13 protein-coding genes and 2 tRNA genes are annotated in these 16,980 nt (G+C 57.8%); 7 read left to right on the forward strand and 8 right to left on the reverse strand.

What is annotated here, in order from left to right; genetic code table 11:
- Nucleotides 1–88 precede the first annotated feature (88 nt).
- Nucleotides 89–991: a patatin-like phospholipase RssA gene (gene rssA, locus ACMGGU_RS11300; RefSeq protein ID WP_348957364.1), complete on the reverse strand. Its 903-nt coding sequence runs from the start codon at nt 989–991 to the stop codon at nt 89–91.
- Between the two features lie 114 nt (nt 992–1,105).
- On the opposite strand from rssA, the gene ACMGGU_RS11305 reads away from it, so the two are divergent.
- The 4 genes from ACMGGU_RS11305 to ACMGGU_RS11320 all read left to right on the forward strand — a co-directional run bounded on the left by ACMGGU_RS11305 (nt 1,106) and on the right by ACMGGU_RS11320 (nt 2,815).
- Nucleotides 1,106–1,564, forward strand: a complete 459-nt coding sequence (locus tag ACMGGU_RS11305; protein WP_045908969.1) for a YchJ family protein — start codon at nt 1,106–1,108, stop codon at nt 1,562–1,564.
- A 46-nt stretch (nt 1,565–1,610) separates the two neighbouring features.
- The gene (purU, locus tag ACMGGU_RS11310) at nt 1,611–2,453 is read left to right on the forward strand and encodes a formyltetrahydrofolate deformylase (protein WP_023312104.1); all 843 of its coding nucleotides are present in this window, start codon (nt 1,611–1,613) and stop codon (nt 2,451–2,453) included.
- Nucleotides 2,454–2,610: 157 nt separating this feature from the next.
- A tRNA-Tyr gene (locus ACMGGU_RS11315) sits at nt 2,611–2,695 on the forward strand.
- 35 nt (nt 2,696–2,730) lie between these two features.
- A tRNA-Tyr gene (locus tag ACMGGU_RS11320) sits at nt 2,731–2,815 on the forward strand.
- A 77-nt stretch (nt 2,816–2,892) separates the two neighbouring features.
- Here ACMGGU_RS11320 and ACMGGU_RS11325 read toward each other — a convergent pair.
- Complete coding sequence (locus ACMGGU_RS11325) at nt 2,893–3,336, reverse strand: Lrp/AsnC family transcriptional regulator (RefSeq protein WP_021240337.1); 444 nt, start codon at nt 3,334–3,336, stop codon at nt 2,893–2,895.
- A 107-nt stretch (nt 3,337–3,443) separates the two neighbouring features.
- Between ACMGGU_RS11325 and ACMGGU_RS11330 the strand changes: the two genes are divergently transcribed.
- Nucleotides 3,444–4,340 (forward strand): DMT family transporter, encoded by an 897-nt coding sequence (locus tag ACMGGU_RS11330; RefSeq protein ID WP_395299996.1) that lies wholly within the window; start codon nt 3,444–3,446, stop codon nt 4,338–4,340.
- Here the strand turns inward: ACMGGU_RS11330 and narI are convergent.
- From narI to ACMGGU_RS11355, 5 genes are all read right to left on the reverse strand, one after another.
- On the reverse strand, nt 4,337–5,014 hold the full coding sequence (gene narI, locus ACMGGU_RS11335) for a respiratory nitrate reductase subunit gamma (RefSeq protein ID WP_023312107.1): 678 nt from the start codon (nt 5,012–5,014) through the stop codon (nt 4,337–4,339). The two genes, ACMGGU_RS11330 and narI, sit on opposite strands and share 4 nt — an antisense overlap.
- Nucleotides 5,014–5,724, reverse strand: coding sequence for a nitrate reductase molybdenum cofactor assembly chaperone (narJ, locus tag ACMGGU_RS11340; protein ID WP_045908972.1), 711 nt, complete (start codon nt 5,722–5,724; stop codon nt 5,014–5,016). Before narJ ends, narI begins: the two co-directional genes overlap by 1 nt.
- On the reverse strand, nt 5,721–7,256 hold the full coding sequence (narH, locus tag ACMGGU_RS11345) for a nitrate reductase subunit beta (RefSeq protein WP_420300558.1): 1,536 nt from the start codon (nt 7,254–7,256) through the stop codon (nt 5,721–5,723). The genes narJ and narH overlap by 4 nt, the downstream gene beginning before the upstream one ends.
- The gene (locus ACMGGU_RS11350; protein ID WP_420300559.1) at nt 7,253–10,996 is read right to left on the reverse strand and encodes a nitrate reductase subunit alpha; all 3,744 of its coding nucleotides are present in this window, start codon (nt 10,994–10,996) and stop codon (nt 7,253–7,255) included. The genes narH and ACMGGU_RS11350 overlap by 4 nt, the downstream gene beginning before the upstream one ends.
- A gap of 380 nt (nt 10,997–11,376) precedes the next feature.
- Nucleotides 11,377–12,774: a NarK family nitrate/nitrite MFS transporter gene (locus ACMGGU_RS11355; RefSeq protein ID WP_196352995.1), complete on the reverse strand. Its 1,398-nt coding sequence runs from the start codon at nt 12,772–12,774 to the stop codon at nt 11,377–11,379.
- Between the two features lie 309 nt (nt 12,775–13,083).
- Here ACMGGU_RS11355 and narX point away from each other — a divergent pair, with 309 nt between their 5' ends.
- Complete coding sequence (narX, locus tag ACMGGU_RS11360; protein WP_048223642.1) at nt 13,084–14,880, forward strand: nitrate/nitrite two-component system sensor histidine kinase NarX; 1,797 nt, start codon at nt 13,084–13,086, stop codon at nt 14,878–14,880.
- On the forward strand, nt 14,873–15,523 hold the full coding sequence (gene narL / locus ACMGGU_RS11365; protein WP_008499531.1) for a two-component system response regulator NarL: 651 nt from the start codon (nt 14,873–14,875) through the stop codon (nt 15,521–15,523). The genes narX and narL overlap by 8 nt, the downstream gene beginning before the upstream one ends.
- Before the next feature lie 3 nt (nt 15,524–15,526).
- Here the strand turns inward: narL and ACMGGU_RS11370 are convergent, their stop codons facing one another.
- Nucleotides 15,527–16,933, reverse strand: coding sequence for a YchO/YchP family invasin (locus ACMGGU_RS11370; protein WP_196346465.1), 1,407 nt, complete (start codon nt 16,931–16,933; stop codon nt 15,527–15,529).
- Between the last annotated feature and the right edge of the window lie 47 nt (nt 16,934–16,980).

Raw genomic sequence — 16,980 nt, forward strand, 5'->3', positions numbered from 1 at the left:
TCCTCCCCTGGCTGACAGTAACTAAATAGTGGCATGCGATCGGCACTATCGCCTGTCAGATTTTGCTGAAGTAGTCAAAAAAAGGTGCTTAACGTGCGGTCTGCACAAAAGGCAACAATTCGTCCATTTTCTTTTCGACGGCTAACGAGCCCGCTGCGATGGCGGCCTCAGCCCGATGGAAATCAAGGGTAGAGATTTGCGGACAGTACGGCTGAATAAGAATATCCGGAGGATCGCCTGCCATACGGTTACGTTTAAGGCGGTTCTCGAGAACCTGAATTGACGTGGTCATGATTTCTATCGCCGTCGGCGCGGCAACCGAACGACGCGCGGTCAGACGCCCGATTCTTCCGCGCAGGCGTTCATGCCAGGCCAGTTTCTCGCCCTCAGCATCTTCGCTCTGGAGATTGACCGGCATGAGATCCTGTTGCATCAGGTGGGCATCGTGCTGCAAGTCGACGGCAATCACAATGTCCGCCCCCATCGCACGCGTCAGAGAGATGGGAACCGGGTTAACGACGCCACCATCGACAAGCCAGTAACCGTTGTGTGGGACAGGCGCCATGAGTCCCGGCATACTGCAGGAGGCACGCACGGCAAGATGGATATCGCCTTCGGTGAGCCAGAGCTCGCGTCCTGTGCTGAGGTTTGTCGCGACGGCGCCGAAAGGCATCTGACAATCAGTGAAGTCTTCGAGAGGCATGACCTGGCGGAACTGGTTAAAGACGCGTTCGCCGCGCAGCAGTCCACCACGCTGCCAGGAGAGGTCCATCAGACGCAGCACGTCCCAGTAGCTGAAGGAGCGCACCCATGTCTCGAGCTCCGGAAGCTTCCCGCACGCGTAAGCGGAGCCGACAAGCGATCCGATTGAACACCCTGCAACAATATCGACGGTAATGCCCATCTGATTTAAGGCATTAATCACGCCGATGTGCGACCATCCCCGGGCGGCACCTGAACCCAGCGCCAGCCCAATTTTAACCTTTCTCATTAGTCCTGTTTTACTTCCCCTGGATTCCTGACATAGCGTCAACGCAACGCCTCAGTTAACATAGTGCTACCCGAAGCGTTTTACGCCTTTATATTTTGTTCCAGGAAGAGAATCGTGTCTCAACTCTGCCCTTGTGGTAGCGCTCTGGAGTATAGCCTATGTTGCCAGCGATATCTTTCTGGCGATCAGGTTGCACCAGACCCGTCACACCTTATGCGTTCACGGTACACTGCTTTTGTGATCAAAGACGCAGACTATCTGATTAAAACCTGGCATCCATCCTGCCGTGCAGCCGATTTCAAACAGGACATCGAAGCCGGGTTTGCGAACACGCAGTGGCTCGGCCTCACCGTCTATGAATCCTCTCCAGGCAGTCATGTGGATGAAGGTTACGTCAGCTTTGTTGCCCGTTTTACCGAGAATAATAAACCGGGTGCCATTATCGAGCGTTCCCGGTTCTTAAAGGAAAGCGGGCAATGGTATTATATTGACGGAACGCGCCCACAGTTTGGTCGTAACGATCCCTGCCCGTGTGGTTCAGGTAAAAAATTTAAAAAGTGTTGCGGGCAGTAATGCCTGACAACCCAGACTTCGCAAATACAAACAGGATTTCCCGGCGATGCAATCATTACAACGTAAAGTTCTGCGCACCATCTGTCCCGATCAAAAAGGGCTGATCGCACGAATTACCAACATTTGCTACAAACATGAACTGAATATCGTGCAGAACAACGAGTTCGTTGACCACCGTACCGGCCGCTTCTTCATGCGTACCGAACTGGAAGGTATTTTCAACGACACCACGCTGCTGGCCGATCTGGACAGCGCGCTTCCGGAAGGCTCCGTGCGCGAATTGACCCCTGCGGGCCGACGCCGCATCGTGATCCTGGTGACCAAAGAAGCACATTGCCTGGGTGACCTGCTGATGAAGGCCAACTACGGCGGTCTGGACGTTGAAATTGCTGCCGTGATTGGCAACCACGAGACGCTGCGTACGCTGGTCGAGCGCTTTGATATTCCGTTCGAGCTGGTCAGCCATGAAGGCCATACCCGCGAAGAGCACGACGATCTGATGGCGCAGGCCATTGAAGCGCATAACCCGGACTACGTGGTGCTGGCGAAATACATGCGCGTGTTAACGCCATCTTTCGTGGCGCGTTTCCCGAACAAGATCATCAACATCCACCACTCGTTCCTGCCGGCCTTTATTGGCGCGCGTCCATACCACCAGGCCTACGAGCGCGGCGTGAAGATCATCGGCGCGACAGCCCATTACGTGAATGACAACCTGGACGAAGGTCCCATCATCATGCAGGACGTGATTCATGTGGATCACACCTACACCGCTGAGGACATGATGCGCGCAGGTCGTGACGTTGAGAAGAATGTGTTAAGCCGCGCGCTGTATCAGGTGCTGGCTCAGCGAGTCTTCGTTTACGGTAACAGAACCATCATTCTTTAATCTTTCGGAAAATGAATTGATTAGCTTTGCGCCTTTACGGATAAAAAGCAGGCAAACAACTTCGTTTCCCTAAAGGAATGCTTTACAGGGGCGTCTCATTTGATATGATGCGCCCCGCTTCCAGCAGGAAGCAGGCCAGTAAAAAGCATTACCCCGTGGTGGGGTTCCCGAGCGGCCAAAGGGAGCAGACTGTAAATCTGCCGTCATCGACTTCGAAGGTTCGAATCCTTCCCCCACCACCATCTCTCAGCACGACCTCAAAATTTGAATTACCCCTGGTGGGGTTCCCGAGCGGCCAAAGGGAGCAGACTGTAAATCTGCCGTCATCGACTTCGAAGGTTCGAATCCTTCCCCCACCACCATCATTCCCCCAACATAAAAAAACCAAGTCCGCCTTTGTAGGCCGGGTAAGGCGCAGCCGCCACCCGGCGAAAAATGGCTACATCGGCGGCAAACGACGCCTGACCGGCGAACTCTTCACAATCGACGTATTACACTGAGCATGCTCTGCCAGACCGTCCAGCAGCGCATCCAGCTGCTCTATCGATCGCACCACCAGCCTAATCACAAAGCAATCTTCCCCGGTCACTTTGTCGCTCTCAATACACTCCGGCATCGCCTGAATGTACTTATCCACTTTATGCAACAGACCCGGTAAGGGGCGAACCCGTACCAGCGCCTGCAGCGTATACCCCAGCGCCGCCAGATTCACCCGTGCACCATAACCCTGGATCACACCGCGCTCTTCCAGCCTCTTCAGGCGTTCTGCCGTGCTGGGGGACGTCAGACCGATGCGGCCGCTGAGCACCTTCAACGACATGCGCGCATCCTCAACCAAACAGGCTAAAATTTGTCGGTCGATATCATCGATAAGGCATTCCATTCTTTTCACCTAATTTTAAAAAGTCATTTACCTTTTCAACCTTATATCACCCCTGTAAAACCCGACAGCGATTTTCGACAATAGCGTCATTAATCAGGAGGTGGATGATGCGTGATTTACATAAAGGCGTCTGGCAAATGAGCCTGGCGATGTTAATTTCCGGCTCTATCGGCGCGTTTGTTTTGCTCTCCGGTCTGCCGGTGACGGAAGTGGTGTTCTGGCGCTGTCTTATCGGGGCTATGGCGCTTTTTATTTTTATCCGGGTCAGTCAAAAGCCCTTTAGTCCCCTCACCCGCACCACGCTGCTGCTGGCTATTCTCGGCGGCGTGGCGCTCGTGGTGAACTGGCTGCTGCTCTTCGCAGCCTATGAGCGGATCTCGATTGGCCTTTCGACCGTGGTCTATAACACCCAGCCGTTTATGCTGGTCTTGATGGGGATGTTTTTAGGGGAACGCGTCAGCCTGGTGAAATGGGGCTGGCTGTTTCTCGCCTTTGGCGGCGTGGTGATACTGCTCTCCAGCGAGCTGACCGGCGCGCATGGCGGTGAATGGCTCGCCGGAATCGGTCTGGCCATGTCCGCGGCATTCTTCTACGCGCTAACGGCCATGATTGCCCGCAAGCTGAAGTCCATTGCACCGCAGCATATCGCCTTTATCCAGGTGCTGACGGGCGTCGTGATGCTTTTGCCGTTTGCAAGCCTGCCGTCATTATCCGGTGATTTCCCCTGGCCGATCCTGCTCACGCTCGGCATTGTCCATACCGGCATTATGTACCAGCTGCTCTACAGCGCGATTCAGAAGCTGCCGACGCCCATTACCGGCTCCCTGTCGTTTATCTATCCGGTGGTAGCAATTGTGGTTGATAATCTGCTGTTCGGACATGCGCTGAGCCTGACGCAGCTGGCGGGTGGCGCGCTTATCCTGTTTGCCGCCGCGGGTAACAACCTGGGCTGGGGCGAAAAAAAACCCCGCGAGTGCGGGGTTGGTATCAAAACGGCAAATTAGCGACGGGCGCGTACTATCTGGTATTTGCGCGTCAGGTACTCCACCGGCGCGCTCCAGATATGCACCAGGCGGGAGAACGGGAACAGCACAAACAGCGTCATCCCCAGCACCAGGTGAACACGGAAGATAAACGCTACGCCGTCCAGGTGCGCAGACGCTCCGCCGTGGAAGGTCACCACGGACTGCGCCCAGCCCACCAGCTTCATCATTTCACTGCCGTCCATATGCTGCGCCGAGAACGGAATGGTCAACAGACCCAGCGCGCACTGCACCATCAGCAGGGAGAGGATCAGGATGTCCGCAGCGGTCGTGGTAGCACGCACGCGTGGGCTGAACAGACGACGTTTCAGCAGCAGCAGGCCACCGACTAAGGTCATCACCCCGCAGGCACCGCCGGCGATCATCGCCATCTTCTGCTTCACCTCAATCGGTAGCCACGCTTCATACATCCAGTGCGGCGTCAGCATCCCGAGGAAGTGACCGGCAAAAATGCCCAGAATACCGATGTGGAACAGGTTAGAGCCCACATGCATCCCTTTGCGATCCAGCATCTGGCTGGAGGCGGCACGCCAGGTGTACTGGCCGTAGTCATAACGCAGCCAGCTTCCCACCAGGAACACGGTGCCCGCGATATACGGGTAAATGTCAAAGAAGAACATATTCAGGAAGTGCATTAGTGCCGTCCTCCGTTAGAGATATTCAAATATTGCGGGGCCACGGCACCGGCAAAACGACGCTGATGCGCTGAGATTTCTGATTCCCCGCAGTTCTGGTCAGCGAAGAATTTCACCTGCTCTTCTTCCCATACCGCATCCAGCGCCTGTGGCGTATCGTCACGGGCTTCATCGGCGATTTTCTCCGCCACTTTTTCACTGTCGACCGCGGCGTTGGCCAGCTTCACCAGCAGATCGAACAGCACCGCATAGCGGCTCTCACGCTGCTGAAGACGCGCGCCGAGCAGCGCCAGGATCGGCGCGATGTCCTGCAGACCACCCAACGCCTCCTCTTTCGGCAACTGCGCCAGATACTCCAGATAGAGCGGCAGATGGTCCGGCAGCTCGCGGCTGTCGAGCTGCAGGCCGTGCTGTTCGTACTGGGCCATCAGATCCACCATCGCCTGACCGCGGTCACGGGATTCACCGTGGACGTGTTCAAACAACAGCAGGGACGTTGCACGTCCACGGTCAAACAGCTGGCTGTAGTCCGCCTGCGCGTCCAGAAGGTCGCGCGCTAACAGGTCGCGGAGGAAAACGCCAAGCTTCTGGGCATCCTCTTTATCCAGGTTTTCTGAAGACGCGAGTGCATCAAAGAGTTCCTGCTGATGCTGCGCTAGCGCCGCATCCGGGTACTCAAGCAGTCGAGAAACAATGACAAGTTCAATCATGAGTGCGGCTCCGTTTTACTGGTCACATCCATGGCGTCGATGCGGCGGCTGTTGAACAGGTTGAATTTGCTGTCTGACCCGTGGCAACCATCGCCAAAGCTAAAGCCACAGCCATTTTTCTCCGGGAAGGCTTCGCGGGCCAGCTCACGGTGGCTGCTCGGCACCACGAAGCGGTCTTCGTAGTTGGCAATCGCCAGATAGCGGTACATCTCCTGCGCCTGCGCTTCGGTCAGACCAACCTCTTCCAGCGCGCGGGTATCGGTCACGCCGTCCACGGTTTCGGCACGCTTGAAGTGGCGCATCGCCAGCATACGTTTCAGCGCCAGCAGGACCGGTTGGGTATCCCCTGCGGTCAGCAGGTTTGCCAAGTACTGCACCGGAATGCGCAGGCTCTCTACGTCCGGCAGAATGCCGTTGCTGCCCAGCTCGCCCGCGTCAGCGGCAGACTGAATCGGCGACAGCGGTGGCACGTACCAGACCATCGGCAGCGTGCGGTATTCCGGATGCAGCGGCAGGGCCAGCTTCCAGTCCATCGCCATCTTGTACACCGGCGACTGCTGCGCGGCGTCAATCACGCTCTGCGGAATGCCGTCCTTCAGTGCCTGCTCAATGATCTTCGGATCGTTCGGATCGAGGAACACGTCCAGCTGATGCTGATACAGATCTTTCTCGTTCTCGGTGCTCGCTGCGTTTTCAATCGCGTCCGCGTCGTACAACAGCACGCCGAGGTAGCGAATACGGCCTACGCAGCTTTCGGAACAGACGGTCGGCATACCGGCTTCGATACGCGGGTAGCAGAAGATGCACTTCTCAGACTTGCCGCTCTTCCAGTTGAAGTAGATCTTTTTGTACGGGCAGCCGGTGATGCACATACGCCAGCCGCGGCACTTGTCCTGGTCGATCAGCACGATGCCATCTTCTTCACGCTTGTAGATGGCGCCGCTCGGGCAGGTCGCCACGCACGCCGGGTTAAGGCAGTGCTCGCACAGGCGCGGCAGATACATCATGAAGGTGTTTTCGAACTGGCCGTACATCGCCTTTTGCATGTTCTCGAAGTTCTGGTCTTTGGCGCGTTTCTCGAACTCGCCGCCCAGAATCTCTTCCCAGTTTGGACCGCTGGTAATTTTGTCCATGCGCTGACCGGTGATCAGCGAGCGAGGACGGGCGATCGGCTGGTGTTTGCCTTCCGGCGCGTTGTGCAGGTTCTGGTAGTCGTAATCAAACGGCTCGTAGTAATCATCGATGCCCGGCAGATGCGGGTTAGCGAAGATTTTTCCCAGCAACATCGCACGGTTACCCATGCGCGGCTGCAGCTTGCCGTTGATTTTGCGGATCCAGCCGCCCTTCCACTTCTCCTGGTTTTCCCAGTCGGTCGGGAAGCCGGTGCCCGGCTTGCTTTCCACGTTGTTGAACCAGGCGTATTCCATCCCTTCACGGCTGGTCCAGACGTTTTTACAGGTGACCGAGCAGGTATGGCAGCCGATGCATTTATCCAGATTCAGCACCATGCCGACTTGTGAACGAATTTTCATTTTACGCTCTCCTGTACCTGGTCATTACCTTCGCCGTCTAACCAGTTAATATTCTTCATCTTACGTACCACCACGAACTCATCGCGGTTCGATCCTACGGTGCCGTAGTAGTTAAAGCCGTAGGCCAGCTGCGCATAGCCACCGATCATGTGGGTCGGCTTCGGCGTAATGCGGGTCACGGAGTTGTGGATCCCGCCGCGCTGCTCGGTGATCTCTGACCCCGGCAGGTTAACGATACGTTCCTGCGCGTGGTACATCATGGTCATCCCGGCCGGTACGCGCTGGCTCACCACCGCACGCGCCGTCAGGGCACCGTTGCTGTTGAACACTTCGATCCAGTCGTTATCTTCAATACCCAGATCTTTGGCATCCGTTTCGCTCATCCAGACAATCGGACCGCCGCGCGACAGGGTCAGCATCAGCAGGTTGTCGCTGTAGGTGGAGTGGATCCCCCACTTCTGGTGCGGCGTCAGGAAGTTCAGCGCCTTCTCCGGGTTACCGTTCGATTTCGCGCCCATCACCGCTTTCACGGAGCGGGTGTCAACTGGCGGACGGTACACCAGCAGGCTTTCACCGAAGTCGCGCATCCACTGGTGATCCTGATACAGCGACTGGCGGCCGGACAGGGTGCGCCATGGGATCAGCTCGTGGACGTTGGTGTAGCCGGCGTTATAGGACACATGCTCGTCTTCCAGGCCAGACCAGGTCGGGCTGGAGATAATCTTGCGCGGCTGGGCCTGAATATCGCGGAAGCGGATTTTCTCTTCCTCTTTATTCGTCGCCAGGTGCGTATGGTCACGACCGGTGAACTCGCTCAGCGCCGCCCAGGCCTTCACCGCCACGTGGCCGTTGGTTTCCGGTGCCAGGGTCAGGATCATCTCTGCCGCATCAATTGCCGTGTTCAGCATTGGCTGGCCTTTGGCCGGACCGTCCGCTTTGGTGTAGTTGAGCTTGCGCAGCAGGTCCATTTCGCTCTGGGTGTTCCAGGCGATCCCTTTCCCGCCATTCCCGATTTTCTCCATCAGCGGGCCGATAGAGGTAAAGCGCTCGTACGTTGCCGGGTAGTCACGTTCAACCGGAATGATGTGCGGTGCGGTCACGCCCGGGATCAGGTCGCATTCGCCTTTTTTCCAGTCCTTCACGTCCAGCGGCTGCGCCAGTTCGGCGGCGGAGTCGTGCTGGATGGGCAGCGTCACCACGTCGGTCTCTTTGCCGAGGTGCCCCACGCAGACTTCGGAGAAGGTCTTCGCGATGTCTTTGTAGATCTCCCAGTCGCTTTTCGATTCCCACGCCGGGTCAACGGCCGCAGACAGCGGATGAATAAACGGATGCATATCCGAGGTATTCATGTCGTCTTTTTCGTACCAGGTCGCAGTTGGCAGCACGATGTCGGAGTACAGGCAGGTGCTGGACAGGCGGAAGTCGAGGGTGACCACCAGATCCAGCTTGCCGTCGAGACCGTTGTCTTTCCACTCCACCTCTTCCGGCTTCACGCCGCCCTGCTTGCCGAGATCTTTACCCTGGATACCGTTTTCGGTACCAAGCAGGTATTTCAGCATGTACTCGTGGCCTTTACCGGACGAGCCCAGCAGGTTGGAGCGCCAGATAAACAGATTACGCGGGTGGTTTTTACCGTTCTCCGGCTGTTCCGCCGCGAAGCGGATTGAGCCATCCTTCAGCGATTTCACGGTGTAATCCACCGGTGACATGCCCGCTTTCTTCGCCGCTTCCGCGATGCGCAGCGGGTTAGTGCCCAGCTGCGGCGCAGACGGCAGCCAGCCCATGCGCTCGGCGCGCACGTTGAAGTCAATCAGATGGCCGCTGTAGCGGGATTTATCCGCCATCGGCGACAGCAGCTCCTGCGCGGTGACCGTCTCGTAGCGCCACTGGCTGGAGTGGTTATAGAAGTAGGAGGTGCTGTTCATGTGGCGTGCCGGACGCTGCCAGTCGAGGGCAAACGCCAGCGGCTGCCAGCCGGTCTGCGGACGCAGTTTTTCCTGGCCCACATAGTGCGCCCAGCCGCCGCCGCTCTGTCCAACGCAGCCACAGAAGATCAGCATGTTGATCAGGCCACGGTAGTTCATATCGAGGTGATACCAGTGGTTCAGACCCGCACCGACGATAATCATTGAACGACCATGGGTTTTGTCGGCATTTTCCGCGAACTCGCGGGCGATACGCACGATCTGCGCGCGTGGAACACCGGTGATCTGCTCTGCCCATGCCGGGGTGTAGGCTTTCACATCGTCATAGTCGGTGGCGCAGTTTTCATCGCCCAGGCCGCGTTCCAGGCCGTAGTTCGCCATGGTCAGGTCATAAACGGTGGTGACCAGCGCGGTAGTCCCGTCGGCCAGCTGCAGGCGTTTTACCGGCAGCTTGTGCATCAGTACGTTTTTCAGTTCAACCTTGTTGAAGTGCTCGGAACCTTCACCGCCGAAGTACGGGAAGCCCACCTCGGCGATCTCGTCCTGGCTACCCAGCATGCTCAGGCGCAATTCCGTCTCTTCACCGGTCGTGCCGTTACGCTGCTCAAGGTTCCACTTGCCCTTCTCGCCCCAGCGGAAGCCGATAGAGCCGTTTGGCGCTACCAGCTCGCCGTTGCTGTTATAGGCAACGGTTTTCCACTCTGGGTTATTTTCCTGGCCCAGCGCGTCCACCAGATCGGCGGCACGCAGCGTACGGCCTGCTGCGTAGTACCCGTCACGCTCTTCGAGCATCACCAGCATCGGCATGTCGGTGTAGCGACGGACGTAGTCGGTGAAGTACTGGCTTGGTTTATCCAGGTGGAACTCGCGCAGCATGACGTGGCCCATTGCCATCGCCATCGCCGCATCGGTACCCTGTTTCGGTGCCAGCCACAGATCGCACAGCTTGGCGATTTCGGCGTAGTCCGGGGTGACCGCCACGGTTTTGGTGCCTTTGTAACGGACTTCGGTAAAGAAGTGTGCGTCCGGCGTACGGGTCTGCGGCACGTTAGAGCCCCAGGCGATGATGTAGCTGGAGTTGTACCAGTCCGCAGACTCCGGCACGTCGGTCTGCTCGCCCCAGGTCTGCGGAGACGCCGGTGGCAGGTCGCAGTACCAGTCGTAGAAGCTCAGGCAGGTACCGCCGATTAAGGAGAGATAGCGCGCGCCGGAGGCATAAGAGACCATCGACATCGCCGGGATCGGCGAGAAGCCCGCCACGCGGTCTGGACCGTAGGTTTTCACGGTGTAGACGTTGGAGGCAGCAATAAGCTCGTTCACTTCTTTCCAGGAGGAACGCACAAAGCCGCCGCGGCCGCGAGCCTGCTTGAAGCTTTTCGCTTTATCCGCGTCTTCAATGATAGAGGCCCAGGCATCCACCGGATCGCTGTGCTGCACTTTCGCTTCACGCCACATTTTCATCAGGCGCTTGCGCATCAGGGGGTATTTCAGACGGTTCGCGCTGTAGAGATACCAGGAGTAGCTGGCGCCACGCGGGCAACCGCGCGGTTCGTGGTTCGGCATATCCGGGCGGGTGCGCGGGTAGTCGGTCTGCTGCATTTCCCAGGTCACCAGACCGTTTTTAACGAAAATCTTCCAGCTACATGAGCCAGTGCAGTTCACGCCGTGGGTCGAACGGACGACTTTGTCATGCTGCCAGCGCTGGCGGTAACCGTCTTCCCAGTCACGGTTGGTATCCAGAACCTGGCCGTGCCCATCGGCAAACGTTTCGCCCTTCTGCTTGAAGTAGCGAAACCGGTCCAAAAATTTGCTCATCGGGTATCTCCTGTGTGGAGCCTGTGGCTCTCTAAATCGACATTGCTGATTTGCAGCGAAGGTAACGCCCTGAAAGAGGGGGAGAATTGATAACGATCAAGACGGCGAGGGACTTTCAGGCGAGGGGTTACACCGAATACCACCAAAGCGGTATCATTTAAAATATCATATCTATATGAAATATATCGTTATTTTTAATTTATCGTACAAACCGCCAGGCAAAATTCAACCTCGCAGGTATTAAGGGGTAGAGCGCCCTGTAAAGCGATGGCGATCACAGTGCTGCCTGCGGATTTCCTCTGCATGGCAACCAGTATGTTGTAACTATTTTGACGCCAAAAAAAACGCGGCCCGAAGGCCGCGTAAACGGATAATCATACTTACTTATTTTTCTTGGTATTACGGCCATATACCAGCCACGTAATCACGACGCAGGCGATATAGAAGACGAGGAAGACTTTCATGGCACCGGCCGGAGAGCCGGTCAGGTCCAGAGAGATACCGAACGCTTTCGGGATAAAGAAGCCGCCAATCGCGCCGATGGCGGAGATAAAGCCCAGCGCCGCAGCCGTATCCGTCGCCGCTTCGCGCATGGCCTGCTCTTCGCTTCCGCCCTGCGCTTTTACGCGGTCCATGGTCAGCTTACGGAAGATCACGGAGATCATCTGGAAGGTGGACGCGCTCCCCAGCCCGGCCGTCAGGAACAGCACCATAAACACGCCGAAGAAGGCGATGAAGTTACCGCCCTGTCCGTCGGCCGGCAGCGTGAGGAACAGCAACGCACAGAAGACCGCCATCACGACGAAGTTAACCAGCGTCACCCGGGTACCGCCCAGACGGTCAGACACCATGCCACCCAGCGAGCGAGCAAGGGCGCCAATAAATGGGCCGAAGAAGGCGAATTGCAGGATCTGCACGTCCGGGAATTGCGTTTTCGACAGCATCGCGAAGCCCGCCGAGAAGCCGATAAACGAACCGAAGGTCGCCAGATACAGCAGCGCCATCACCCAGAGGTGTCCACGCTTCAGCACCGGCAGCTGTTCGCTCAGCGACGCCTTCGACGCGGACAGGTCATTCATAAAGAACCAGGCTGCGAGGGTGAAGACCACGAGGAACGGCACCCAGATCCAGGCTGCGTTTTGCAGATAGAGGGAAGAACCGTCCGCCTGCTCAACGCCAGCGCCGCCAAAGGCTGCAAAAATCGAGACCGAGATCGCCAGGGGAGCGATCAGCTGCATCACGCTCACGCCCATATTGCCCAGACCGCCGTTAATCCCCAGCGCGCCGCCCTGCTTCGCTTTCGGGAAGAAGAAGCTGATGTTGGCCATGCTGGAGGCGAAGTTCGCCCCGGCAAAGCCGCACAGCAGGGAGATAATCACGAACACGCTGAACGGCGTGGAGGTATCCTGCACCGCGAAGCCCAGCCACACGCAGGGGACGATCATGATGCCCGTACTGAATGCCGTCCAGCGACGGCCGCCAAAGACCGGCACCATAAACGCGTAAGGGACGCGCAGCAACGCGCCTGACAGCGACGGCAGCGCGGTCAGCATAAACAGCTGATCGGTCGTGAACGTAAAGCCGACTTTAGGCAGGTTTACTGCCACCGCGCTAAACAACATCCATACGCAAAACGCTAATAACAAACACGGCACGGAAATCCACAGATTTCGGCTTGCTACACGATGGCCGCGCTGTTGCCAGAACGCCGGATCCTCTGGACGCCAGTCAGTAATAACGGCACCATTTTCCCTTTCGGGAGCGGATGAGTGACTCATAGACACCTCTGATTCTCGAATGATGCTGCAAACATTAGGGTTTTAGGGCGGCGGTAAGTTGATATAAATCAAAGGAAAAGTGGGAGGATTTGCGGCACAAAAAAAGGTGTTATCCTTAGTGAGTAGGCTAATTCGGTAAAAAAGACGTGGTTTTTCACGGCACTGACGATTCCCTGCAACGCCCACCTCTTGCCCCCTACTCCGTTGGCAATTTAGGGGTAATCCTTTATTGGTATGGGTATACTCCAGGGTATGCACCAGAATAGCGCCATTCCTGCAAGCAGGCCACGTCAGGAGCACGCCCACTCAATGTTAAAAAGATGCTTATCTCCGCTAACGCTCGTGAATCAGCTCGCCCTGATTGTTTTGCTGTCCACCGCCATCGGCGTGACCGGCATGGCGATCTCCGGCTGGCTGGTACAAGGGGTACAGGGTAATGCGCATGCCATCAACGAGGCAGGCTCACTACGCATGCAGAGTTATCGCCTGCTGGCGGCGGTTCCCCTGACGCAGGACGATCGGCCTTTAATCGATGAAATGGAGCGCACGGCGTTCAGCCCCGAGCTGGAAAACGCCGCTATCCGCGCAGGCCAGCAATCCCAGCTTAAGGCCCTTCAGGGGTACTGGCACACCCAGCTGCAGCCCGGCCTGAAACAGGCGCGCAGTACAGAAGCCGTTGCCCAGGACGTGGCGGGGTTTGTCTCCCGCATTGATGCGCTGGTCTCCGCTTTTGACCAGACGACCGAATTACGCATCGACCGGGTGGTAATAGTACACCGGGCCATGGCGTTGTTTATGGGCCTGCTGCTGATCTTCACCATCGTGTGGCTCCGCGCGCGGCTGTTGAATCCCTGGAAACAGCTGCTGGCGATGGCCCGCGCGGTGACCGCACGCGATTTTACCCAGCGCACGCACATCAGCGGGCGCAACGAGATGGCCATGCTCGGCCAGGCACTCAATACCATGTCGGCAGAGCTCTCCGAGAGCTACGCGGTGCTGGAACAGCGCGTTCAGGAAAAAACGGCCGGGCTGGAGCAGAAAAACGAGATCCTCTCCTTCCTCTGGCAGGCCAACCGTCGGCTGCACATGCAGGTGCCGCTGTGTGAACGTCTTTCGCCGGTGCTGAACGGCCTGCAAAATCTGACCCTGCTTCGCGACCTGGAGCTGCGGGTCTACGATGTGGAAGACGAAGAGAACCACCAGGAATTTACCTGTCAGTCCGATATGTCCTGCGATGACAAAGGCTGCCATCTTTGCCCTCGTGGCCTGCCGCCGCTGACCTCCGGCGGCACGACCCTGAAGTGGCGCCTGACGGACAGCCACACCCAGTACGGCATTCTGCTGGCCACCCTGCCAACCGGACGCCACCTGAGCCACGACCAGCAGCAGCTGGTGGATACGCTGGTTGAACAGCTGACGGCCACGCTGGCGCTCGACAGGCATCAGGAAAAACAGCAGCAGCTTATCGTCATGGAAGAGCGCGCGACCATCGCCCGCGAGCTGCACGATTCCATCGCCCAGTCGCTCTCTTGTATGAAAATGCAGGTGAGCTGCCTGCAGATGCAGGATGCGGAGATGCCCGAAAGCAACAAACAGCTGCTCAGCCAGATCCGCAACGAGCTAAACACCTCCTGGGTGCAGCTGCGCGAGCTGCTGACCACCTTCCGCCTGCAGCTGACCGAGCCGGGCCTGCGCCCGGCGCTGGAATCAAGCTGTCACGAATTTAGCGCCCGGCTGGGGTTCCCGGTGAAGCTGGATTATCAGCTGCCGCCGCGGTTTGTCCCCTCCCATCAGGCCATCCATCTACTGCAGATCGCCCGCGAAGCGCTGAGCAACGTGCTTAAACACGCTGAAGCAACGGCGGTCACGGTCACCGTCAGCCAGCACGACAATCAGGTGAAACTGACGGTTCACGATAACGGCCGCGGCGTGCCGGAAAATGCCGAACGCACTAACCACTATGGTTTAATCATTATGCGAGACCGCGCCCAAAGCCTGCGCGGTGATTGCCAGGTTCGCCGGAGAGAAACGGGCGGCACGGAAGTTGTCGTCACCTTTATTCCCGAGAAACCGCTCACAACTGCTCAAGGAGAAACCCATGACTAATCAGGAACCGGCATCCATCCTGTTGATCGACGACCATCCGATGCTGCGTACTGGCGTGAAACAGCTGGTCAGCATGGCACCCGATATCACCGTGGTGGGCGAAGCCAGTAACGGTGAACAGGGCATTGAGCTTGCCGAATCCCTCGATCCCGATCTGATCCTGCTCGATCTGAATATGCCGGGCATGAACGGTCTGGAGACCCTCGACAAGCTGCGGGAAAAATCGCTTTCAGGCCGCATCGTCGTCTTTAGCGTGTCGAACCATGAAGAGGACGTGGTCACGGCGCTGAAGCGCGGTGCGGATGGCTATCTGCTGAAAGACATGGAGCCGGAAGATCTGCTTAAGGCGCTGCAGCAGGCGGCGGCGGGCGAGATGGTGCTCAGCGAAGCCTTAACGCCGGTCCTGGCCGCCAGCCTCCGTGCCAACCGCGCCACCTCTGACCGTGACGTCAGCCAGCTCACGCCGCGCGAGCGCGACATTCTCAAGCTCATTGCCCAAGGCCTGCCGAACAAAATGATCGCTCGCCGCCTGGACATCACCGAAAGCACGGTGAAAGTGCACGTGAAGCATATGCTGAAGAAAATGAAGCTAAAATCCCGCGTTGAAGCCGCCGTGTGGGTGCATCAGGAACGCATCTTCTAAGGACTACTCCTCCGGCAGCAGCTTCCAGCGCGGATCGTCGTCAGGCAGTGCGACCAGCGGCTGCACCACGGCAAGCGTGATCTCATTGGACGAGACGCGCTGGCCTTTCTCATCTTCCACCACCGCCGACAGGTGCCAGCGGTTTGTCGCACCTTCCCGATCATCCCAGGCAGGGATAATCACGCTCCAGCCGTCGCTGCTGTTGCTTTTCGCCGGCGACGTCAGGCTCAGTGCCTGCGTATCGCCCTGCCAGTGGATCTGACGGATGCCGTGCGTGCTGCGAACCTGCAGCTTCAGCATAACGGTCTCGCCCCCTTTCAGATCCCACGGCGGCGTGGCCAGCCAGACGGACAGCGTTTTACGCTGGCGGAACTCCATCACCGGCAGGCTGGTGCGCTCCGGTGAGTCGTAGCGGCTGCCGCGCAGGGAGCGCGTGGCGGCGACCTCATCGGCGGATAGCTGCTTTGCCAGCGGCACGCCAAAGCGATAGTTGAGCTTCAGTCCGAGGTTATTCTGGCTCTCGCCGCTTTCGCCCTGCTTGTGCCCGGCGGTCAACGTCACCAGCGGAACGGGGGTATAGTTAAGCCCCAGATTGACCGCAACCGGGTTGTGATAGCCGGTGCCGCTGTTGAACAGGTCGACGTTATCGCCAAAATATTGCTCAAAGCTGACGCTGGTGTTCAGATGATGGAACCACGGCAGCCAGGCTTTAGCGGTCACGTCATATCCGCGCGCCATGCGCTGCTCCTGAACGTCAGATCGCGCGCGCCATCCGGCAAAGGGCTGATAATAGTTCGCTGACAGGCGCAGATTTTCCCCCCACGCTTCCGCCCCCAGCCCGGCACGCTGCAGGTTTTCATCCAGAAGATTATCGTAAAAGGTGTTGTAGCCCAGCAGCCACTTCCCGGCGACCCAGCGCTGACCAATTCCGGCATTGCTGACCAGGCCATCCGTCTGCTGCGTCAGGCCAAGCTGGCTCCAGCTCAGGTAGCGGTTAGTATCATTCCACGGGATAAACCAGCTCCCGCTGCTGCCGTTAAATTTGCCGTCGTTATCCACCAGCAGGTTCACGCTGGCGTTTCCCCAGGGCGACAGCCAGGACTCAATCTGCTGGTTCACTTCCCCGCTTACCGCGTCGCGCACCTGACCAAAGGCAAACTGACGCGCCTGCTCGCCGGTCGTCAGGCCATTGTCGGTCATGCTGGCTTCACCAAAGGCTTTCGCCATTTCGGCCAGGTGTTTTTCCCCTTCGCCGGTGGGCGCCGCCATGCCGAGATCGGGCAGACTGTCCCCGTTATTATCAAAGGGGTGCTGCGCCTGATGCATAAAGGAATTCGGCGCACCGTGAACGGCTCCGGCCGTAAGAAGGGGGAGTAAAAACAGCAAACGAATGCGGGACGATACAGCCATCAACGTCGTCAATAAGAACCTGTGTTTATGAATAAACTCTTATTATG

This window comes from Enterobacter sp. BNK-8 (assembly GCF_048685095.1).
GTDB classification, from domain to species: domain Bacteria; phylum Pseudomonadota; class Gammaproteobacteria; order Enterobacterales; family Enterobacteriaceae; genus Enterobacter; species Enterobacter quasiroggenkampii.